Origin of the sequence: Salmonella sp. A7, from assembly GCF_020181675.1 — a bacterium.
GTDB lineage: Bacteria > Pseudomonadota > Gammaproteobacteria > Enterobacterales > Enterobacteriaceae > Salmonella > Salmonella enterica.
Genome location: NZ_CP084001.1, coordinates 3,198,362 through 3,218,284, shown reverse-complemented (window position 1 = coordinate 3,218,284; position 19,923 = coordinate 3,198,362). Strand labels below are relative to the sequence as shown.

The 19,923-nt window shown below is 52.6% G+C and carries 18 protein-coding genes; 13 read left to right on the top strand and 5 right to left on the bottom strand.

All coding sequences use genetic code 11. From position 1 onward, the window contains the following. Position 1 precedes the first annotated feature (1 nt). From entE to LCS67_RS15805, 6 genes are all read left to right on the top strand, one after another. On the top strand, positions 2-1,612 hold the full coding sequence (gene entE / locus LCS67_RS15830) for a (2,3-dihydroxybenzoyl)adenylate synthase EntE (RefSeq protein WP_001222461.1): 1,611 nt from the start codon (positions 2-4) through the stop codon (positions 1,610-1,612). Positions 1,613-1,625: 13 nt separating this feature from the next. Next, entirely contained in the window at positions 1,626-2,483 is an 858-nt protein-coding gene (locus LCS67_RS15825; protein ID WP_001007166.1) for an isochorismatase, read from the top strand. Beyond that, on the top strand, positions 2,483-3,238 hold the full coding sequence (entA, locus tag LCS67_RS15820) for a 2,3-dihydro-2,3-dihydroxybenzoate dehydrogenase EntA (protein ID WP_000135728.1): 756 nt from the start codon (positions 2,483-2,485) through the stop codon (positions 3,236-3,238). Before LCS67_RS15825 ends, entA begins: the two co-directional genes overlap by 1 nt. Before the next feature lie 2 nt (positions 3,239-3,240). Continuing rightward, positions 3,241-3,654 carry a proofreading thioesterase EntH gene (gene entH / locus LCS67_RS15815; RefSeq protein WP_000637966.1) on the top strand — a complete coding sequence of 138 codons (414 nt, stop codon included), beginning with the start codon at positions 3,241-3,243 and terminating at the stop codon, positions 3,652-3,654. Between the two features lie 181 nt (positions 3,655-3,835). Then, positions 3,836-5,941 (top strand): pyruvate/proton symporter CstA, encoded by a 2,106-nt coding sequence (gene cstA / locus LCS67_RS15810; protein ID WP_001043108.1) that lies wholly within the window; start codon positions 3,836-3,838, stop codon positions 5,939-5,941. A 63-nt stretch (positions 5,942-6,004) separates the two neighbouring features. Continuing rightward, positions 6,005-6,202 (top strand): YbdD/YjiX family protein, encoded by a 198-nt coding sequence (locus tag LCS67_RS15805; protein ID WP_000460619.1) that lies wholly within the window; start codon positions 6,005-6,007, stop codon positions 6,200-6,202. Between the two features lie 35 nt (positions 6,203-6,237). On the opposite strand, the gene LCS67_RS15800 is transcribed toward LCS67_RS15805, so the two are convergent. After that, entirely contained in the window at positions 6,238-7,326 is a 1,089-nt protein-coding gene (locus LCS67_RS15800) for an oxidoreductase (protein WP_001016863.1), read from the bottom strand. A gap of 126 nt (positions 7,327-7,452) precedes the next feature. Here LCS67_RS15800 and LCS67_RS15795 point away from each other — a divergent pair, with 126 nt between their 5' ends. Continuing rightward, complete coding sequence (locus tag LCS67_RS15795) at positions 7,453-8,613, top strand: pyridoxal phosphate-dependent aminotransferase (protein WP_001245597.1); 1,161 nt, start codon at positions 7,453-7,455, stop codon at positions 8,611-8,613. On the opposite strand, the gene LCS67_RS15790 is transcribed toward LCS67_RS15795, so the two are convergent. From LCS67_RS15790 to dsbG, 4 genes are all read right to left on the bottom strand, one after another. Continuing rightward, positions 8,614-9,231 carry an IbrB-like domain-containing protein gene (locus LCS67_RS15790; RefSeq protein ID WP_001164754.1) on the bottom strand — a complete coding sequence of 206 codons (618 nt, stop codon included), beginning with the start codon at positions 9,229-9,231 and terminating at the stop codon, positions 8,614-8,616. Further along, on the bottom strand, positions 9,204-10,439 hold the full coding sequence (locus LCS67_RS15785; protein ID WP_000118134.1) for a phosphoadenosine phosphosulfate reductase: 1,236 nt from the start codon (positions 10,437-10,439) through the stop codon (positions 9,204-9,206). The genes LCS67_RS15790 and LCS67_RS15785 overlap by 28 nt, the downstream gene beginning before the upstream one ends. 162 nt (positions 10,440-10,601) lie before the next feature. After that, positions 10,602-11,507, bottom strand: a complete 906-nt coding sequence (citR, locus tag LCS67_RS15780; RefSeq protein WP_000002494.1) for a DNA-binding transcriptional repressor CitR — start codon at positions 11,505-11,507, stop codon at positions 10,602-10,604. A 316-nt stretch (positions 11,508-11,823) separates the two neighbouring features. After that, positions 11,824-12,570 (bottom strand): thiol:disulfide interchange protein DsbG, encoded by a 747-nt coding sequence (gene dsbG, locus LCS67_RS15775; RefSeq protein WP_000597129.1) that lies wholly within the window; start codon positions 12,568-12,570, stop codon positions 11,824-11,826. A gap of 440 nt (positions 12,571-13,010) precedes the next feature. Between dsbG and ahpC the strand changes: the two genes are divergently transcribed. The 6 genes from ahpC to LCS67_RS15745 all read left to right on the top strand — a co-directional run bounded on the left by ahpC (position 13,011) and on the right by LCS67_RS15745 (position 19,867). Continuing rightward, positions 13,011-13,574 (top strand): alkyl hydroperoxide reductase subunit C, encoded by a 564-nt coding sequence (gene ahpC, locus LCS67_RS15770; RefSeq protein WP_000052802.1) that lies wholly within the window; start codon positions 13,011-13,013, stop codon positions 13,572-13,574. A 241-nt stretch (positions 13,575-13,815) separates the two neighbouring features. Beyond that, positions 13,816-15,381 (top strand): alkyl hydroperoxide reductase subunit F, encoded by a 1,566-nt coding sequence (gene ahpF / locus LCS67_RS15765; protein WP_000887644.1) that lies wholly within the window; start codon positions 13,816-13,818, stop codon positions 15,379-15,381. 332 nt (positions 15,382-15,713) lie between these two features. Beyond that, positions 15,714-16,274: a molecular chaperone gene (locus LCS67_RS15760; protein WP_100521825.1), complete on the top strand. Its 561-nt coding sequence runs from the start codon at positions 15,714-15,716 to the stop codon at positions 16,272-16,274. Further along, complete coding sequence (locus tag LCS67_RS15755; RefSeq protein WP_080183811.1) at positions 16,267-18,546, top strand: molybdopterin-dependent oxidoreductase; 2,280 nt, start codon at positions 16,267-16,269, stop codon at positions 18,544-18,546. Before LCS67_RS15760 ends, LCS67_RS15755 begins: the two co-directional genes overlap by 8 nt. Continuing rightward, positions 18,543-19,100 carry a 4Fe-4S dicluster domain-containing protein gene (locus LCS67_RS15750; RefSeq protein ID WP_001250387.1) on the top strand — a complete coding sequence of 186 codons (558 nt, stop codon included), beginning with the start codon at positions 18,543-18,545 and terminating at the stop codon, positions 19,098-19,100. The genes LCS67_RS15755 and LCS67_RS15750 overlap by 4 nt, the downstream gene beginning before the upstream one ends. Beyond that, entirely contained in the window at positions 19,100-19,867 is a 768-nt protein-coding gene (locus tag LCS67_RS15745; protein ID WP_000417108.1) for a dimethyl sulfoxide reductase anchor subunit family protein, read from the top strand. Before LCS67_RS15750 ends, LCS67_RS15745 begins: the two co-directional genes overlap by 1 nt. The last annotated feature ends 56 nt before the right edge of the window (positions 19,868-19,923 follow it).

Sequence of the window (19,923 nt, the reverse complement as noted above, 5' to 3'; positions counted from 1 at the left end):
GATGCGTATACCTTTCACCCGTTGGCCGGATGAATTTGCCCGCCGTTATCGTGAAAAAGGCTACTGGCAAGACGTGCCGTTGACCGATATTCTGACCCGCCACGCTGACAGCGATAAGACGGCGGTCATTGAAGGCGAGCGCGCATTCAGCTATCGCCAGCTCAACCAGGCCGTGGATAATCTGGCCTGCAGTTTACGCCGTCAGGGCATCAAACCTGGCGAAACCGCTCTGGTGCAACTGGGGAATGTACCGGAACTGTATATCACCTTTTTCGCCCTGTTGAAGCTTGGCGTAGCGCCCGTTCTGGCGCTGTTTAGCCATCAACGTACCGAACTTAACGCCTATGCGATGCAGATCGCGCCGACGCTGGTGATTGCCGATCGCCAACATACGCTGTTCGCCGGGGAGGACTTTCTCAACACGTTTGTGGCTGAACACCGCTCTGTGCGGGTGGTGTTATTGCGTAACGACGACGGCGATCACAGCCTGGACGCGGCGATGCGGCAGGCGGCGGAAGATTTCACCGCCACGCCATCACCTGCTGACGAAGTGGCCTACTTTCAGCTTTCCGGCGGTACTACCGGCACGCCAAAGCTTATTCCCCGTACCCATAACGACTATTACTACAGCGTGCGCCGCAGCAATGAGATTTGCGGTTTCAACGAGGAGACGCGTTTTCTGTGCGCGATTCCCGCCGCGCATAACTACGCCATGAGTTCGCCGGGCGCGCTGGGCGTTTTTCTCGCCAAAGGAACGGTAGTGCTGGCGACCGATCCCAGCGCCACGCTCTGTTTCCCGCTGATCGAAAAACACCAGATTAATGCCACGGCGCTGGTGCCGCCCGCGGTCAGTCTATGGCTACAGGCTATCCAGGAGTGGGGCGGCAATGCGCCGCTGGCGTCATTAAGGTTATTGCAGGTTGGCGGCGCGCGGCTTTCTGCGACGCTGGCCGCCCGTATTCCGGTTGAAATTGGCTGTCAGTTGCAGCAGGTCTTCGGTATGGCGGAAGGGTTAGTGAACTATACCCGGCTGGACGATAGTCCGGAACGGATTATCAATACCCAGGGAAGACCCATGTGTCCGGACGACGAAGTGTGGGTGGCGGATGCCGACGGGAATCCACTGCCGCCGGGCGAGATTGGTCGTCTGATGACGCGCGGCCCCTATACTTTTCGCGGCTATTTCAACAGTCCGCAACACAATGCCAGCGCCTTTGACGCCAACGGTTTTTACTGCTCCGGCGATCTGATCTCCATTGATCAAGACGGCTACATCACCGTTCACGGGCGTGAAAAAGATCAGATCAATCGGGGCGGCGAGAAGATAGCCGCCGAAGAGATAGAAAACCTGTTACTGCGCCACCCGGCGGTGATCCATGCGGCGCTGGTCAGCATGGAAGATGAACTGCTGGGGGAAAAAAGTTGCGCATATCTGGTGGTAAAAGAGCCGCTGCGAGCGGTACAGGTACGCCGTTTCCTGCGAGAGCAGGGCGTGGCGGAATTTAAATTACCGGATCGCGTGGAGTGCGTTGCGTCACTGCCACTGACGCCGGTTGGTAAAGTCGATAAAAAACAATTACGCCAGCGGTTGGCGTCACGTTCACCGCTCTGAAGGAGAAAGAGAGATGGCCATTCCGAAACTACAGTCTTACGCGCTGCCCACCGCACTGGATATCCCGACCAACAAAGTGAACTGGGCATTTGAGCCGGAGCGCGCGGCGCTGCTCATCCACGATATGCAGGATTACTTTGTCAGCTTTTGGGGCCGCAACTGCCCAATGATGGACCAGGTGATTGCCAATATCGCCGCTCTGCGCCAGTACTGTAAGGAACATCATATCCCGGTCTATTACACCGCTCAGCCGAAAGAGCAAAGCGATGAAGATCGCGCGTTACTCAATGATATGTGGGGACCGGGACTGACGCGCTCTCCGGAACAGCAGAAGGTGGTAGAAGCCTTAACGCCGGATGAGGCGGATACGGTGCTGGTGAAGTGGCGTTATAGCGCGTTTCACCGCTCGCCGCTGGAACAGATGTTAAAAGATACCGGACGCAATCAGCTCATCATTACCGGTGTGTATGCGCATATTGGCTGTATGACCACCGCTACCGATGCGTTTATGCGCGACATTAAGCCGTTTATGGTGGCGGATGCGCTGGCGGATTTCAGCCGGGAAGAGCATCTGATGGCGCTGAACTATGTGGCGGGGCGTTCCGGTCGCGTCGTCATGACTGAATCGCTGCTGCCGACGCCGGTTCCTGCCAGTAAAGCGGCGCTGCGGGCGTTGATTCTGCCGTTGCTGGATGAGACTGACGAGCCGCTGGATGATGAAAACCTGATTGATTATGGCCTGGATTCAGTACGCATGATGGGGCTGGCGGCGCGCTGGCGTAAAGTACATGGCGATATCGACTTCGTGATGCTGGCGAAAAATCCGACCATTGACGCCTGGTGGGCGCTGCTTTCTCGCGGGGTAGAGTAATGGCCAGCTTTGATTTTTCAGACAAAACGGTATGGGTGACCGGGGCGGGGAAAGGAATCGGTTATGCGACGGCGCTGGCGTTTGTTGACGCCGGGGCGCGGGTGATCGGCTTCGATCGCGAATTTACGCAAGAGAATTATCCCTTTGCTACCGAAGTCATGGATGTGGCGGATGCCGCACAGGTTGCGCAGGTGTGTCAGCGTGTGTTGCAAAAAACGCCGCGGCTGGATGTGCTGGTCAACGCCGCCGGTATTTTGCGTATGGGAGCGACCGATGCGCTTAGCGTCGACGACTGGCAGCAGACGTTTGCGGTTAATGTGGGCGGGGCATTTAACCTGTTTTCGCAGACGATGGCGCAGTTTCGCCGTCAGCAGGGAGGGGCGATTGTCACCGTAGCCTCAGATGCGGCGCATACGCCGCGTATCGGTATGAGCGCTTACGGCGCCTCTAAAGCGGCGCTGAAAAGCCTGGCGCTAACCGTAGGGCTGGAGCTGGCGGGCTGCGGGGTACGCTGTAATGTGGTGTCGCCGGGTTCGACTGACACCGATATGCAGCGCACTTTATGGGTGAGTGAAGATGCCGAACAGCAGCGTATCCGCGGTTTCGGCGAACAGTTTAAGCTCGGTATTCCGCTCGGTAAAATCGCCCGTCCGCAGGAGATAGCCAATACCATTTTGTTTCTTGCCTCCGATCTGGCCAGCCACATTACCTTGCAGGATATCGTGGTGGACGGTGGTTCAACATTGGGAGCCTGACGATGATCTGGAAACGGCATTTAACGCTGGATGAATTGAACGCTACCAGTCAGAACACGCTGGTGGCGCATCTGGGCATTGTTTACACCCGTCTGGGCGATGACGTGCTGGAGGCGGAAATGCCCGTCGATGCCCGCACTCATCAACCGTTTGGTCTGCTACACGGCGGCGCATCGGCAGCGCTGGCGGAGACGTTAGGATCAATGGCGGGTTATCTGATGACCCGCGACGGGCAGTGCGTGGTCGGGACCGAGTTAAACGCCACCCACCACCGCGCCGTCTCGCAGGGGAAAGTACGCGGCGTTTGCCTGCCGCTGCATCTGGGGCGGCAGAATCAAAGCTGGGAAATTACGCTCTTTGACGAGCAGGGGAGGCGCTGCTGCACCTGTCGCCTGGGAACGGCGGTAATGGGATAGTTCTGGCAAAGTAAAATGCAATTGCAGCGTTAACGAAGAAAGGAAGTGATCTGGTTAACACTGTAATGTAAAAAATGGGTAACGATCCGGTTTTATCATGTTGTTGTGTTGTTAATTACGGTAAAGGTGTTATAGAAACAAAATGTAACATCTCTCTGGAACACCCAAACGGACAACAACTATGAATAAATCAGGGAAATACCTCGTCTGGACAGCGCTCTCAGTATTGGGTGCGTTTGCCCTGGGCTATATTGCGTTAAATCGTGGGGAACAGATCAACGCGCTATGGATCGTGGTGGCGTCGGTCTGTGTCTATCTTATTGCGTATCGTTTTTATGGGCTCTATATCGCCAAAAAAGTGCTGGCGGTTGACCCAACGCGTATGACGCCCGCGGTACGTCATAATGATGGTCTGGATTATGTCCCGACCGATAAAAAAGTGCTTTTTGGTCACCATTTTGCGGCCATTGCTGGCGCAGGTCCGCTGGTCGGGCCGGTACTGGCCGCGCAGATGGGCTATCTGCCGGGGATGATCTGGCTGCTGGCGGGCGTTGTGCTGGCGGGAGCGGTGCAGGACTTTATGGTGCTGTTCGTCTCGACCCGGCGTGATGGGCGTTCGCTTGGCGAGCTGGTTAAAGAGGAGATGGGCGCGACGGCCGGGGTGATCGCGCTGGTGGCCTGCTTTATGATCATGGTGATCATTCTGGCCGTCCTGGCGATGATCGTGGTGAAAGCGCTGACCCATAGCCCGTGGGGAACGTACACTGTTGCGTTCACCATTCCACTGGCGATTTTTATGGGCATCTACCTGCGTTATCTGCGTCCGGGGCGCATCGGCGAGGTGTCGGTCATTGGGCTGGTATTCCTTATTTTCGCTATTATTTCCGGCGGATGGGTGGCGGCAAGCCCAACCTGGGCGCCGTACTTTGATTTTACTGGCGTGCAGCTTACCTGGATGCTGGTGGGGTATGGTTTTGTCGCGGCGGTACTGCCGGTCTGGCTGCTGCTCGCGCCGCGTGATTACCTCTCTACCTTCCTGAAAATTGGTACGATTGTCGGTCTGGCGGTCGGGATTCTGATCATGCGTCCGACGCTGACTATGCCGGCGCTGACCAAATTTGTTGATGGTACAGGACCGGTCTGGACAGGCGACCTGTTCCCGTTCCTGTTTATCACCATCGCCTGCGGCGCGGTATCCGGTTTCCATGCGCTCATCTCCTCCGGCACGACGCCGAAGATGTTGGCCAACGAAGGCCAGGCCTGCTTTATCGGCTACGGCGGGATGTTAATGGAATCTTTCGTCGCCATTATGGCGCTGGTCTCGGCCTGTATTATCGATCCGGGCGTTTACTTTGCGATGAATAGCCCGATGGCGGTACTGGCGCCAGCGGGGACTGCGGATGTCGTTGCTTCTGCTGCGCAGGTGGTCAGCAGTTGGGGTTTCGCTATCACGCCGGATACGTTACACCAGATTGCCAATGAAGTCGGCGAACAATCCATTATCTCCCGCGCAGGCGGTGCGCCAACTCTGGCGGTAGGGATGGCCTACATTTTACATGGCGCGTTGGGCGGCATGATGGATGTGGCGTTCTGGTATCACTTTGCCATTCTGTTTGAAGCGCTGTTTATTCTGACGGCGGTGGATGCGGGTACCCGTGCGGCGCGCTTTATGTTGCAGGATTTGTTGGGCGTAGTGTCGCCAGGGCTGAAACGTACCGATTCGCTGCCAGCGAACCTGCTTGCTACGGCATTGTGCGTGCTAGCGTGGGGGTATTTCCTCCATCAGGGCGTGGTCGATCCGTTGGGCGGTATTAACACCCTGTGGCCGCTGTTTGGCATCGCTAACCAGATGCTTGCGGGGATGGCGCTGATGCTTTGCGCCGTGGTACTGTTCAAAATGAAGCGTCAGCGTTATGCGTGGGTCGCGCTGGTGCCAACGGCCTGGCTGCTGATTTGTACGCTGACGGCGGGCTGGCAGAAAGCGTTTAGTCCGGATGCGAAAATCGGCTTCCTGGCCATTGCCAATAAGTTCCAGGCGATGATCGACAGCGGCAATATTCCGCCGCAGTACACCGAATCGCAGCTCGCGCAGTTGGTATTCAATAACCGTCTGGATGCCGGGCTAACCATCTTCTTTATGGTGGTGGTCGTGGTGCTGGCGGTCTTCTCTATTAAAACGGCGCTGGCCGCTCTGAAGATTGATAAACCGACGGCGAATGAAACGCCGTATGAGCCGATGCCGGAAAATGTGGATGAGATCGTGACGCAGGCGAAAGGCGCGCACTAATCTTTTTTCATCAATAGCCCTCTCCAGAATAAGGGGAGGGCATTTGAATGACAGGTGACAACGATGTTCGATACGCTTTCAAAAGCCGGAAAATATCTGGGACAGGCCGCAAAAATGATGATTGGCGTGCCAGACTACGACAACTATGTGGAACATATGCGCATAACGCATCCGGATCAGACGCCGATGACCTATGAAGAATTTTTCCGCGAGCGGCAGGATGCGCGCTATGGTGGAAAAGGCGGCGCGCGTTGCTGCTGAGTGTTGCCAGGCCTGATAAGCGCAACGTCACCAGGCTATATTCTGAAAAATTCAACTTTTTCAAACGCCGCACGCAGGGTGTCAGGCGTTAACGTCACCGGTAAATAGTGGATGGATTCGACCGGGCGCAGGGTATGTGCGATTACCCTATCGATCTCGGCGGTGTTATGAATATCCACGTCCAGTTCGCTAAGTCTGGCCGGCAGATGAAATCGCCGGTACGCTGCAATCAATTGCGCCAGCACGTCATCTTGTCCCAGTAGCGCGCTTTGCACCAGAATGCCATAAGCCACTTTCGTTCCGTGCAGGAATTTTTCCGTTTGCGGCAGGACGGTCAGACCGTTGTGTACCGCATGGGCGGCGGCGACACGGGTATAGCGTTCCCCGAGGCCGCCGACCATACCGCCGCCAGCGATAATCGCATCCACCACGTCGCAAAATGCCTGGGTCAGCCGACGCTGCTGTTTATCCGCTAATGCTTGTTCGCTGCTGGTCAGCAGGAGATCGCGAATAGCGTACGCGCTGTTAATGCCCAGTCTTACGGTCAATGGCAACGTTTCAGGCTGCGGCGCAAGCACAACGGCTTCATACCATTTCGCCAGCGTATCGCCAATGCCAGCTAACAGATAGTCATCGGGCGCCTGCAGAATAATGCGCGGTTCGACCAGCACCAGAAAATTGGCATCATCAAAAATTTCGAACTGTAACGCCTGTCCCGCGTCGTTATACCAGACGGAAAGCGGTGTCCAGGCGGCGCAGGTCGCCGCGATGGTCGGGATAGCGACAAACGGCAGCGCCAGACGGCGGGCGAGCGCTTTGGCGGTATCGAGCAGCGCGCCGCCGCCGACGCCTATCACCACCTGACGATCGTCGTTGCAGGCGTGCGCCAGTTGGGCAACATGGCGTTCGCTACAATGGCCGGTAAACGGCAGATGTTTTGCGCCAGCACGTTCAAACGCTTCCGGCAGGTAAGGACGGGCGGCGGCAATCGCGCGTTCGCCGAACACCCAAACGGCGTGGGAAAGCTGTTCCGGCGTGAAAAAGTCTGTCAGTCTTCCGAGGCTTCCAGCATGGGAAAAATAATTCGCCGGGCCGGTAACGACGCGGATTTCAGTGTGGTTCATGTTGTGTTGTCCTTAGGGTCTTCTCACCGTTGTTATTATATTTAGACATCTAAACGTCTTGATTGCCAAATACTAACACCCTGTGATAGTGTGTCAACAACCACATCACTGGCGGGTATGAAGATAATGAGAAATAACCCACTGATTCCAAAAAGCAAATTGCCCAATCTTGGCACCACGATTTTTACGCAAATGAGCGCGCTGGCGCAGAAACATCAGGCAATAAATTTATCGCAGGGCTTCCCTGATTTTGATGGTCCTCGTTATTTGCACGAGCGGTTGGCTTATCATGTCGCGCAGGGCGCGAATCAATATGCGCCGATGACGGGCGCGCAGGCGCTGCGGGAGGCCATTGCCGATAAAACGGCGGAAATATATGGTTATCGACCCGATGACGTCAGTGATATCACCGTCACGGCGGGCGCGACAGAAGCGCTGTATGCGGCGATTACCGCGCTGGTGCGGGCAGGGGATGAGGTTATCTGTTTCGATCCCAGTTATGACAGCTATGCCCCGGCCGTGGCGCTTTCCGGCGGCGTGTTAAAACGCATAGCGCTCACGCCGCCGCATTTTCGCGTCGACTGGCAGGCGTTTTCGGCGTTGCTTAGCGAGCGCACGCGGCTGGTGATCCTCAATACGCCGCATAATCCCACCGCTACCGTCTGGCGTCAGGCGGATATCGAGGCGCTGTGGCAGGCTATCGGCGAGCGGGAAATTTATGTGTTAAGCGATGAAGTGTACGAACATATTTGTTTTGCCGTCGAAGGTCATGCCAGCGTATTGGCGCACCCTCAGTTACGAGAGCGGGCGGTTGCCGTTTCATCGTTTGGTAAAACCTTTCATATGACAGGATGGAAGATTGGTTACTGCGTTGCGCCTGCGGCCATTAGCGCCGAAATACGCAAAGTTCACCAGTACCTGACGTTTTGCGTCAATACGCCGGCGCAACTGGCGCTGGCGGATATGCTGCGCGCCGCGCCGGAACACTATCGCGCGTTACCCGATTTTTATCGGAAAAAACGCGATGTGCTGGTTAACGCGCTGGCGCAAAGCCGATTAAAAGTGCTGCCCTGTGAAGGTACCTATTTTCTGTTAATCGATTACAGCGCAGTGTCGACGCTAAATGACGTTGAGTTTTGTCAGTGGCTAACCGAAGAAGTCGGCGTCGCCGCTATTCCGCTCTCTGTCTTTTGCGCCGCCCCTTTCCCGCATCAGCTTATACGTTTATGTTTCGCTAAACAGGAATCAACGCTGCTGGCCGCCGCAGAGCGCCTGTGTAAACTGTAGTTATTTAACCGTCCACGCTCTGGAGAATCGACGGTCTGCAAAAAGCTCCTGCAGGCCGTTGATCTGTTTCAGGCGCAGGACTTCATCGGCGTCCATACCTAACTCCTGGCCGATTTTGCTTTCGTCCCAGCCTAGCAGAGAAAGTTCGCGCACGATTTCTGACATGGCGTGGATCTGGTGGCGTCCGCGCGCGCGGTTATGCCGAATGGTTGCCGCCATGCGTTCGTGACGTTCTCTGTCCAGACACGTTATCGGCAGGTAGCCTTTCAGACGCCTTTTCAGGACCGTTTTTCCTTTGCCCAGCTCATGACGGTGAAAACCGTCCACAATCTCGTACTCCTCCGCATCGGCCTTTACCACCACTATCGGCTGAGTAAACCCATCTTGTTCAATCGATTTAAGCAGCAGTTTTTTCTCCGGCGGCGCAACGTTATTCGGGTTGTAGTCATTAGGCGAAATATGATCGTTTTTCACCCACAGGACACAATCGACAGGCTCATCGCGAAAAGGACTAACGTTATGTATCGCCATTCTAAATTCATTAATGGCGGCGATTCTCTCTTCTTCAGGCAGTTCAGAGAGAAAGTGAGTTATTTCGGTTGTGAGTCGGTGTTGCATAAGATCCCCCATTCCTGGCGTTTAGCTTTCATACGTTCGTTATAACGCTGGTAATTCTTAGGTTTTGTCGGACTGAATGACAGCGCCCGGCACCAGTAATCATTGTTCAGTAAAACTTTGCAGATCCGTCGCCACGACGGAATATCGCGCGATCCGATATCGCCCTGCTGCGTCTGTGGGATGGTGTTCATGCCTTTTTTCTTATACCACTGCAAATAAACGGCGATTTTATTACGGTAATGTTCGGCAGTGACTTCAGGCATACTGTGTAGCAGGAGCAGCGCGTACTCTTCCCAGTTAAGGTGATCGGGTTTTAAAATTTTCCGGTGGCCATAAAAATGGTTGTCTTGTCCAGCGTAAATACCTCCGCTGAGCACGCCGCTGACTCTGGCGCACATGGCCGCCCAGCGCTCAGGTTCGATAACATGATACAGCCATAACCCCTGTCGTTGTTCCGGGCCGAACGGTTCGCAAATACGCATGTAACGGGGCGGTACGCCAGCCTGATACATCAAATTATACAAAGGGTTACATGGTTTACCTGTTTTGGCGAACCAGGTCCAGATATCTGCGGTTTTCCAGTCATAGATGGGGTAGATATACCAGGTGTGACCCTTAGGGGCTAACGTGGTCCAGGGCTTGTCGTCGGCAAAGCGCAGCTTATGCGAGTTAGCGATAGCGGCAAATCGGTTATAGGATTCGTCGGAACGAATACCGACCAGCATAGCGGCAGGACGCTTTTCTGAAAACCAGTCGGCAAAATCGCGAACGAACTGTTCAAAGGTCATGCCGTGTTGATAAAAGGAAAAAAAGGCCGGATCGGTAATCGCATCTTCTGGCGGTTGTCGTACCCAGTCGGCACCCGGCTGCCAACACTGCCACTCCGGCTGGTATTGTGAAAGGGAATTTTGTGTGGTTAAGGGTAATGCGACCCAATAAAAACGCTCGATAACGTCCGCGTAGTATTCACGTAATGATTCAATATAGGCGATGGTACAGGAGAATTGCGCTTCCCAGTCAATGAAGAGAACGTGGATCTTTTTATTCATTTTGCGCGCCAACGTTGCCGTCAGGTGCAGCATAAGTCCTGAATCTTTACCACCGGAAAATGAGACGCAGACCCGGGGTAAGGTTTCCAGGGTCCACATTATACGCTCTTGAGCCGCTTCCAGAACATTTTGCTCAAGCGGAACTTTATAAACCGACATCTCTGGATAGTCTCCGATGTGTTAACTACAGTATATTCGAAATAATTAACATAAAGGATAAGCAGATTAGATGAACTTGCAATGCTTTATTATATTTACTAAATAAATGCATTCTATAAATATATAGATTGAATTTATGTTAATGCCCGTTACCTGACCTTTTTATTCATGCTTTTTTGTAATGTACTCAATGAGCTCAGTAAATCCGCTATTATTCATCGAAGCTCTATTATACATAAGATAGAGTTGTACAGGAGCAATGGTAAAAGGTATGGAGACTTTTTTAAGTTTGATAGTGGATGAGTAATAGTCAACAAGTGATTGTGGTAAAAAACCAATAAGCTCCGTGGCGCTGATGGCGTTGGCGATGGTTATCAGCGATTTGCTTCTGAAACCAATTATTCTTTCCCCCAGCATATCATGGATAACTGAATGATGCTCTTTTATATCGTTTTTCCGGGCGACGAATTGCGTAAATGACTCTTGTAGAATTTCGTCGATAGTTGCGGTTTCACCTAGCCGGGGATGGTTTTCACTGCAAGCCAGGATACATTCCACCTTATTAAAGTGAGTACAAACAATAGAACGATTATTGAGTGGGGCCATTGAAACCACAATATCTGCTTTGCGGTAGGCAAGAAGATCTTCAGGCTGTTCGTCAGTGGTCAAAATGTCGTGATGTTCAATTTCAACCTGTGAATCTTTGCGAATATATTCAACTAATTTCATCACATATTGGGTGATCAACAGCTGTGGGCTATAGATAATAAACTTTTTCTTCAGACTGGACTGATTCATTATATTAATAGTTTGTTCCAGACTGTTAAGGTTATTTTCTAAATGATAATGTAAATTAATGCCTGTTACGGTAGGCGTAATTCCTTTACCTGAACGAATAAATAAAGGGTCATTGAATTGCGTGCGCAGGCGTTGCAATGACTGGCTTACGGCAGAAGGTGTAATATAGAGAGTTTCTGCCGCTTTGCTAATGCTTAAATGTTGATAAATACATTCAAATATAACCAACAAGTTAAGATCAAATTTTTTAAGGTCGTAAAGATTAGCCATAGTATCTTCCAGGCATAATCATGGTATCTTCCATGATTATGACTTAATCTCAATAATTTACCAGAATTATGTTTATTAAACTTAATGTAGAGTTTATTTAAACTAAAATACCACAGTTATGAATATTTTAGCGAGTAAATAATCACAGTAAAGACGAACATAACTTACACTTTTATAATCACGCCGTTAGTCTAAAAAAGCTGTGCTGGATGATATGCTGGTCTGGCGTCGCGTTAATGCCAGGAGGAGGTTGGCCCGACAAACGCAGCGCTATCGGGCGTGGTACGGTTAAGCTTCTGCCTTGCTAATTTCTGCGTTAAGGCTGCCCCATCATGGCGTCCAGTTGCGCTTTTTCCGGTAAACCCACAACCTGTTGCAACGTCTTATCTTTATTCATGTAATAAATTGCTGGCGTCGCGTTAGCGCCAAGATCGTCCATTAACTGCTGATTCTGATTAATGACTTTCATCTGCGCCGGGGGGATGGACGCCGGAACCTCCAGCTTCATCTTTCCTGCGGAGGCTTCATAGTCATGCCATGTTTTCGCCGGGTCTTTCGCGCCTAAAATCGCTGCGGCTGTGGCCGGGCTTTCCGGTTTAATCACGCCGACCAGTAACGTACGTAATTGTACCTTGCCGGATTCGACCCACGGGCGAGCTTGCTGCCAAAACTGCTTACAATAGGGGCAGAAAGGGTCGGCGAAGACATACAGCACCACCGGCGCGTCTTTTTTACCGTCGAGTATCCATGACGCCTTTTCCATTTTCTGCCACATTTCTCGTCCGGCCGGCGCATAGATCTCTTTTTCTATCAGGGCGTTGCTAAGATTTTCACCTTTTTCATTATACATATAGCCGGAAATCGCGTGTTTGCCGTCCGGCGTCAGGTAAATCGTGACGCCCATATCCTGATACTTTCCGAGATAGCCCTTCATGCCCCCCGGCGCCTCGAAGGATTTCAGGATTGTTATGCCCTGTTTTTCAATGGCTTTAACCGGCGCAGGCAGTTCTTCCGCGTGGGCGAGAATGGGCAGCATAGCAAGCAGCAATGTACGTTTAATCATATTTTTTCCTTTTAAGATCAAAGCGAAAAGAGTATTAATGATGATGCCTATCACAGACATAGGTAAGAGCTGGCGTGCCGGGATTGCCCTTTCTATGCTGGGGTGATGTAATCCTTTTCGCTGTTACAGCCTTTGTTAAGGTAATGTAGAGCGCAACACTTAGCCAGCATATACGCTATGGATTTCGAGTTGCAGACAATACGTCTGTAATTTGCAAGACGAGTCGTACTGGCTCTGAAGTTACCTACGGGTAGTTCAGGTAATGGGGCCGCCTGTCAGGCGGCCTTTTTACTTTAGATGGCTGACAGGGCGCAGTGTTCACAATGTCGCCCGAATCGGGTTGTTAGTTAACGCTTATTGATTTGATAATGGAAACGCATTAGCCGAATCAGCAAAATTTCGTTAACTTACTCCTCAACGAAAACACGGAGGAAGTATAGATGTCCTTAATTAACACCAAAATCAAACCTTTCAAAAACCAGGCGTTCAAAAACGGTGAATTCATTGAAGTCACCGAGAAAGATACCGAAGGCCGCTGGAGCGTCTTCTTCTTCTACCCGGCCGATTTTACCTTTGTTTGCCCGACTGAACTGGGTGACGTTGCCGACCATTACGAAGAACTGCAGAAGCTGGGCGTAGACGTTTATTCCGTCTCAACCGATACTCACTTCACGCACAAAGCATGGCACAGCAGCTCTGAAACTATCGCAAAAATCAAATATGCGATGATCGGCGACCCGACTGGCGCCCTGACCCGTAACTTCGACAACATGCGTGAAGATGAAGGTCTGGCAGACCGTGCGACCTTTGTTGTTGACCCGCAGGGTATCATCCAGGCGATCGAAGTTACCGCTGAAGGTATCGGCCGTGACGCGTCTGACCTGCTGCGTAAAATTAAAGCAGCACAGTATGTTGCCGCTCACCCAGGCGAAGTATGCCCGGCGAAATGGAAAGAAGGTGAAGCGACTCTGGCTCCATCTTTAGACCTGGTCGGTAAAATTTAAATTTCCGTCGTCTTTCACGCCATAGCTGCGTTGGCGTCGCCTGCTCACCCCGGTCACTTACTTCAGTAAGCTCCCGGGGATTCTCAGGCTAGCCGCCTTACTCTGACGTGAAATACTTTGGAAATTGTTTCAGTCATGGGCGCACCCGCGCCCATTTCATTTCAGCACCATGACGCAAGTTGTATTAATGCAGTCCCGCGAAGTCGGCTTGCATGATGATGTTTTCAGAGAGGGAAGAAGAATGCTCGACACAAATATGAAAACCCAGCTCAGGGCTTACCTTGAGAAACTGACCAAACCTGTTGAGCTGATTGCCACGCTGGATGACAGCGCTAAATCGGCGGAAATCAAGGAACTGCTGGCTGAAATCGCCGAGCTGTCCGACAAAGTCACATTTAAAGAAGACAATACTCTGCCGGTGCGCAAGCCGTCTTTCCTGATTACGAATCCAGGTTCTCAGCAGGGGCCGCGCTTTGCCGGTTCTCCGCTGGGCCACGAATTTACCTCGCTGGTTTTGGCGCTGCTGTGGACCGGCGGTCATCCGTCAAAAGAAGCGCAGTCGCTGCTGGAGCAGATTCGCGATATTGATGGCGATTTTGAATTCGAAACTTATTATTCACTCTCCTGCCATAACTGCCCGGATGTCGTGCAGGCGCTGAACCTGATGGCGGTGCTGAACCCGCGTATTAAACATACGGCAATTGATGGCGGCACCTTCCAGAACGAAATTACCGAACGTAACGTGATGGGCGTTCCGGCGGTGTTTGTCAACGGTAAAGAGTTCGGCCAGGGACGTATGACTCTGACCGAGATTGTCGCTAAAGTGGATACTGGCGCAGAAAAACGTGCGGCGGAAGCGCTGAACAAACGCGATGCGTATGACGTGCTGATTGTCGGCTCCGGCCCGGCGGGCGCGGCGGCGGCGGTCTACTCGGCGCGCAAAGGTATCCGTACCGGTCTGATGGGCGAGCGCTTCGGCGGTCAGGTGCTGGATACCGTGGATATCGAAAACTATATCTCGGTGCCGAAAACCGAAGGCCAGAAACTGGCGGGCGCGCTGAAAGCGCATGTCAGCGATTACGACGTTGACGTTATCGACAGCCAGAGCGCAAGTAAACTGGTTCCGGCCGCGACAGAAGGTGGCCTGCATCAGATTGAAACGGCGTCCGGCGCAGTCTTGAAAGCGCGCAGTATCATCATCGCCACCGGCGCGAAATGGCGCAATATGAATGTGCCGGGCGAGGATCAGTATCGCACCAAAGGCGTCACCTATTGTCCGCACTGCGACGGTCCGTTATTTAAAGGGAAGCGTGTGGCGGTCATCGGCGGCGGCAACTCCGGCGTTGAGGCGGCTATCGATCTGGCAGGTATTGTAGAACACGTTACGTTGCTGGAGTTCGCGCCGGAGATGAAGGCGGATCAGGTGCTACAGGACAAAGTGCGTAGCCTGAAAAATGTCGATATCATTTTGAATGCGCAAACGACAGAAGTGAAGGGCGACGGTTCGAAAGTGGTGGGGCTGGAGTATCGTGACCGTGTCAGCGGCGATATTCATAGCGTCGCGCTGGCAGGGATTTTTGTGCAGATTGGTCTGTTGCCGAATACCCACTGGCTGGAAGGCGCGCTTGAGCGTAACCGCATGGGCGAGATCATTATTGACGCCAAATGTGAAACCAGTGTTAAGGGCGTCTTCGCCGCAGGCGATTGTACCACCGTTCCTTACAAACAGATTATCATCGCCACAGGCGAAGGGGCGAAAGCCTCGTTGAGCGCCTTTGATTATCTGATTCGCACCAAAATCGCATAAAAAGAAGTAAGCACACCTGCAAGGTCAGTTAACTGGCCATCGTAAATGGCCCGATAGTGTAAGCTATTCGGGCCTGCGCTGTTTATGCCTGGGGCTCGCCGCCAGCTAAAACACATTCTTCATTATCAATACTCTGAAACCGTCTGTTAATAACAGACGGTTTTTTATTTCAACGGTCTTCTGTTTTTAAAATTTGAAACAATAAAAACCTCTTCTACGGATTTAACGGGAATTTTTCTGTTTTTTTATCAAAGAAAGATTAAGCGCTTCCGTTAACATGCCCATTCTTTTTTCTTGATTTATATTGCATTTGTATGTGAGGTTATTTATTCATGGATTCAATCTATGAATCACTGACGGAATTAGAAAAAACAGGGCTTACATTGCGTGATTTTTTTAATTCTCATGATAGTCGTTCACTGAAATCTGCCTACGTGAGATTAAATCCCACTGCTGCGGTAAACCTTACCGATCGGGCGTGGCTGGAGGCGGAGTATGACTTTAATGCGCTATTCGTCGGTCCTGGCAAGCTGCTGGCTGCGCCTTTCGCTTCAGTGTATCTGGAGGACGATGCGCTGGTGATGGGAAAGGCGACGCTGGAGATACGGGATTTTATGGCAGCGTTGGGATTATCGGTTAATCAGGAGAGCAATATCCCTGACGGTCATATTTCCTGCGTGCTGGAATTGACCACACTATTACTGGCTAATATCCGGCAAACGTCACAATACCGAACTACTCTCACTCAATATATCAATAACTATTTAACAAAGTGGGTGCCATTATATATCGAAAAAATAAAAACTCATGCGCAAACGACCACGTTATATACGGTGGCGGACATCTTATTTTATTGGCTTGATGAATTAAAACGAGAGTATCAATATGAGTAATGAGACAGGACATCTGAACAGACGTTCTTTTTTAAAGGGGATAGTGGCACTGGGCGCCGTTGCGGCTTTACCCGGAGGATTACTGACCTCCCGATGCGCGCTTGCGCAGCCGCCTGTTCCCTTTAACCCTAAAACGTACAAAATTTATCGTAACGCGTGTCCGCGTAACTGCTATGACACCTGTAGCCTCAAGACATGGGTAAAGGACGGGGTCATTACTTTCGTGGAAGGCGCGCCGGAATCAACATTTACTCACGGTACCCCTTGCGTCAAAGGGTTAAGCTATCCGCGCCGGGTTTATAGCCCCGATCGTATTAAATATCCCATGGCGCAGGACGTTCGCGGTAGCGGCAACTGGCGTCGCATCTCATGGGAAGAGGCGATGCAGCGCATTGCCGCCAGGATGCTGGAGATTAAGAAAAAAGACGGTTCTATGCTCGGTCTGGCGCTGACCAAATATTCCGGTAAGTTTGGCGTGCTGAACTATGCCGTTGAAGGGATGATGTCCTCGCTTGGCTACACCACCCGTTTCGCCGGTACGCCGTGCTGGCCTGCCGGTATCGACGCGCAAAACTACGACATGGGCGACATGTGGTGTAACGACCCGGAAGATATGGTGAAAGCGAAATACATCATTATCTGGGGCGCCAACCCGGCCTGGTGCTCAATGCACAGCATGAAGTACATCTATCAGGCGCGCGAGAAAGGGGCGAAGGTCGTGGTTATCGACCCGCTGCTGTCGCAGACTGCCGCCAAAGCCGATCTCTACCTGCGCGTGCGGCCTGGCTCAGACGGCGCGCTGGCGCTGGGAATGGCGCGCCACCTGGTGGATAAAGGGCTGGTGGATCAAGATTTTGTCAACAACGATGCTCACGGCTATCCGGAATTTGAAGCCTATCTGCGTAACCATGTGACCGTGGAGTGGGCATCAGAAATCTGCGGCCTGTCTGCGGATGTCATTCGCCAGCTGGCGGAAGAGTTTACGGCGGTTAAGCCGGCCACGGTCTGGATTGGTTACGGGATGCAGCGTCATGTCAACGGCGGCGCCAACGTTCGCGCTATCGATGCCTTTGTCGCTATGTCCGGCAACATCGGTGTCGAAGGCGGCGGCGCGCGTTATGGTCATCTGCACACCTGGGGCTTTAACTACAACGCCATGCTGCAGAAGCCGCCGGAGGGCGCTATTGGCATACCGGGAGCGGCGGGCACCACCAGTGAATTCGGGGCTTCCGCTGGCAGCGACGCCGTGCAGTACTCCGATCGCTCTCTGAATATCAACCAAACGGCGCAGGGGATTCTGGAGGCCAACGATCCGCCGGTTCGTATGCTGTGGGTCGCCTGTAAAAACCCGTTTGCCCAGGATTTCGATCGCAGCAAGATGAAGAAAGCGTTTGAAAAACTGGAAATGGTGGTCTGCGCCGATCAGTTCTTCAACGAAACGGTGCAACACGCTGATATCGTGCTGCCCGTTACCACCGCGTTTGAAGAGTGGAACGTGGATGCTTCTTACTGGCACTACTGGCTTTCCATTAATCAGCCGGCGATTAAGCCGATGTATGAAGCGAAATGCGACCTTGAAATCGCTACCATGCTGTCGCGCGCCATTAATAAGATGGCGCCGGGTTCCTGTACTTTCCCGCAAGAGTTCGATCATAAGCGCTGGCTGGATCAGGAGTTCAACGACGGTATGGCGAAAATGTTCGGCATCTCTTCCTGGGACGATCTGCTGGACGGGCCGAAAAAAGCGATCCTGCCAAGCTCTGCCGCCTGGTATGACCGCAAGTTCAAAACGCCGTCAGGCAAGTATGAATTTAAATCTGAACTGGCGGAGAAAAACGGCCACACCGCGCTGCCGGAATACAAACCGGAAGCCGAGAGCAAACTGCCGTTCCATCTGTTTACGCCGCACGTGCAGTTTGGTCTGCACTCGCAGTTTATCAACCTGGACTGGATGCAGGTGTTCTACCCGGAACCGTTCGTTTATATCCATCCTTCTTCCGCACAGAAAAAAGGCATCAGCGAGAACGATCTGGTCAAAGTTTTCAATGGCACCGGTGAAGTTGAGCTGCGGGCAAAAGTCACCACCAACGTGCCGGAAGATTTTCTGGTGATGTATGAAGCCTGGTTCCCGAAACGGCAGTACAACGTGCAAAACGTCGTGGCTGATACGCCTGCTGATATGGGGCTGATGAAAACTGGCGCGCCGGGCGCCGCTATCCACAGTCAGTTTGCTGACGTTGTATTGATCGGTAAAGGGGAGTCCGTAGCATGAGACGTGCGTTTTTAGTGAATAGCGATAAGTGCATCGGCTGCCGCGGCTGTGCTATGGCGTGTAAAAGCTTTAACCAACTGGAGCCGGATCGCTTCTGGCGCTACGTTTATCCGTTGGATAAAGACATCTATCCACATGAAGAGCGGGCGTTTTACTCGCTGGCCTGTAACCACTGCGAACATCCGGCCTGTGTCGCCGCCTGTCCGGTCGAAGCCTATACCAAACGTGAAGATGGCGTGGTGGTGCATAACCCTGAGCGCTGCATCGGCTGTAAAAACTGTATTCGTAACTGTCCTTATGGCGCGCCGCGTTTTAATGAAGAGACGCGTAAAGCGGAAAAATGCAGTATGTGCTACGAGCGTCTTGATATCGGTATGAATCCGGCGTGCGTGAACGCCTGTCCGGTGGGCGCCTTGTCGATTATCGATTTGGATGTCGATCCTGTGCCCGATAATGCGGTGCAGTATCCGCCAGGGTTCCCGCATATGCCACAGCTCAATCCAGGAACGCGCTTTATTCTGGCGCGCCAGCCTAAGCAGCCGGAGGACAAGTAATGGAAAAATATGAACTGCCGCTGGTGTTTTTTACGGTATTAAGCCAGATGTCTGTCGGGATGGCTTTGGTACTGACATGGCGTACGCTGCGTGGTGAAGTGGAAGGCCAGCGTTTCTATTGGTTGGTCACTGGGCTGGTGCTGGCACTGGCGTCTATTGCCGCGATTCTGCATCTGGCGCATCCCGATCGCGCTTATAATGCGCTGATTAATCTGCGACATGCTTGGTTAAGTCGGGAAATCCTTGGTGCTACGTTGTTTGGCGCAGCGGTCGGCGTAACGTTCCTGGCAAAGGGACATAAAGCGATGACTCTTATCGCCTCCGTGTTCGGCGTGTTACTGGTGGCGGTGCAGGGGATGACCTACGCCGCGCCAGCGATGGTGGCTATCGCTAATGGATTTACCATGCTGTTATTTTTTATTACGGTATGGGTCATGGGTTGCGCGGCGATTCCGCTGTTAAAACTCAGGCCTGCCGTTCCTGCGTTACGCCAGGGAATTGTGGTGTGTATCGCGGTACTTATCGCGGCGCCGCTGGTGTGGTTAAGCGGGGGAACGGTCATGCAGATGACGGCGCATTCATGGCTGGCTTCACCGTTTTATCTGGCAAGCCTGGTTTGCCTTGCGCTCGCTTTTGTCGCCAGCCGTCACGGTGATTCGCGCCCGAAACTCCTGTTCGTCTTGTTATTCGTTGGTGTATTTCTGAGTCGGCTGGTCTTTTTTGGCGACACGGTGAGTACTATTGTGAATATCGGGCATTTGTACTAACGATGATGCAATAAAAAGCCCTGCCAGGCGCGACCTGGCAGGGCGTGTCAGTTTTT

What these genes read in the sequence shown, in the direction of transcription:
- entE (WP_001222461.1), top strand. Translation starts at nt 2, where the DNA reads ATGCGTATACCTTTCACCCGTTGGCCGGATGAATTTGCCCGCCGTTAT.
- LCS67_RS15825 (WP_001007166.1), top strand. Translation starts at nt 1,626, where the DNA reads ATGGCCATTCCGAAACTACAGTCTTACGCGCTGCCCACCGCACTGGAT.
- entA (WP_000135728.1), top strand. Translation starts at nt 2,483, where the DNA reads ATGGCCAGCTTTGATTTTTCAGACAAAACGGTATGGGTGACCGGGGCG.
- entH (WP_000637966.1), top strand. Translation starts at nt 3,241, where the DNA reads ATGATCTGGAAACGGCATTTAACGCTGGATGAATTGAACGCTACCAGT.
- cstA (WP_001043108.1), top strand. Translation starts at nt 3,836, where the DNA reads ATGAATAAATCAGGGAAATACCTCGTCTGGACAGCGCTCTCAGTATTG.
- LCS67_RS15805 (WP_000460619.1), top strand. Translation starts at nt 6,005, where the DNA reads ATGTTCGATACGCTTTCAAAAGCCGGAAAATATCTGGGACAGGCCGCA.
- LCS67_RS15800 (WP_001016863.1), bottom strand. Translation starts at nt 7,326, where the DNA reads ATGAACCACACTGAAATCCGCGTCGTTACCGGCCCGGCGAATTATTTT.
- LCS67_RS15795 (WP_001245597.1), top strand. Translation starts at nt 7,453, where the DNA reads ATGAGAAATAACCCACTGATTCCAAAAAGCAAATTGCCCAATCTTGGC.
- LCS67_RS15790 (WP_001164754.1), bottom strand. Translation starts at nt 9,231, where the DNA reads ATGCAACACCGACTCACAACCGAAATAACTCACTTTCTCTCTGAACTG.
- LCS67_RS15785 (WP_000118134.1), bottom strand. Translation starts at nt 10,439, where the DNA reads ATGTCGGTTTATAAAGTTCCGCTTGAGCAAAATGTTCTGGAAGCGGCT.
- citR (WP_000002494.1), bottom strand. Translation starts at nt 11,507, where the DNA reads ATGGCTAATCTTTACGACCTTAAAAAATTTGATCTTAACTTGTTGGTT.
- dsbG (WP_000597129.1), bottom strand. Translation starts at nt 12,570, where the DNA reads ATGATTAAACGTACATTGCTGCTTGCTATGCTGCCCATTCTCGCCCAC.
- ahpC (WP_000052802.1), top strand. Translation starts at nt 13,011, where the DNA reads ATGTCCTTAATTAACACCAAAATCAAACCTTTCAAAAACCAGGCGTTC.
- ahpF (WP_000887644.1), top strand. Translation starts at nt 13,816, where the DNA reads ATGCTCGACACAAATATGAAAACCCAGCTCAGGGCTTACCTTGAGAAA.
- LCS67_RS15760 (WP_100521825.1), top strand. Translation starts at nt 15,714, where the DNA reads ATGGATTCAATCTATGAATCACTGACGGAATTAGAAAAAACAGGGCTT.
- LCS67_RS15755 (WP_080183811.1), top strand. Translation starts at nt 16,267, where the DNA reads ATGAGTAATGAGACAGGACATCTGAACAGACGTTCTTTTTTAAAGGGG.
- LCS67_RS15750 (WP_001250387.1), top strand. Translation starts at nt 18,543, where the DNA reads ATGAGACGTGCGTTTTTAGTGAATAGCGATAAGTGCATCGGCTGCCGC.
- LCS67_RS15745 (WP_000417108.1), top strand. Translation starts at nt 19,100, where the DNA reads ATGGAAAAATATGAACTGCCGCTGGTGTTTTTTACGGTATTAAGCCAG.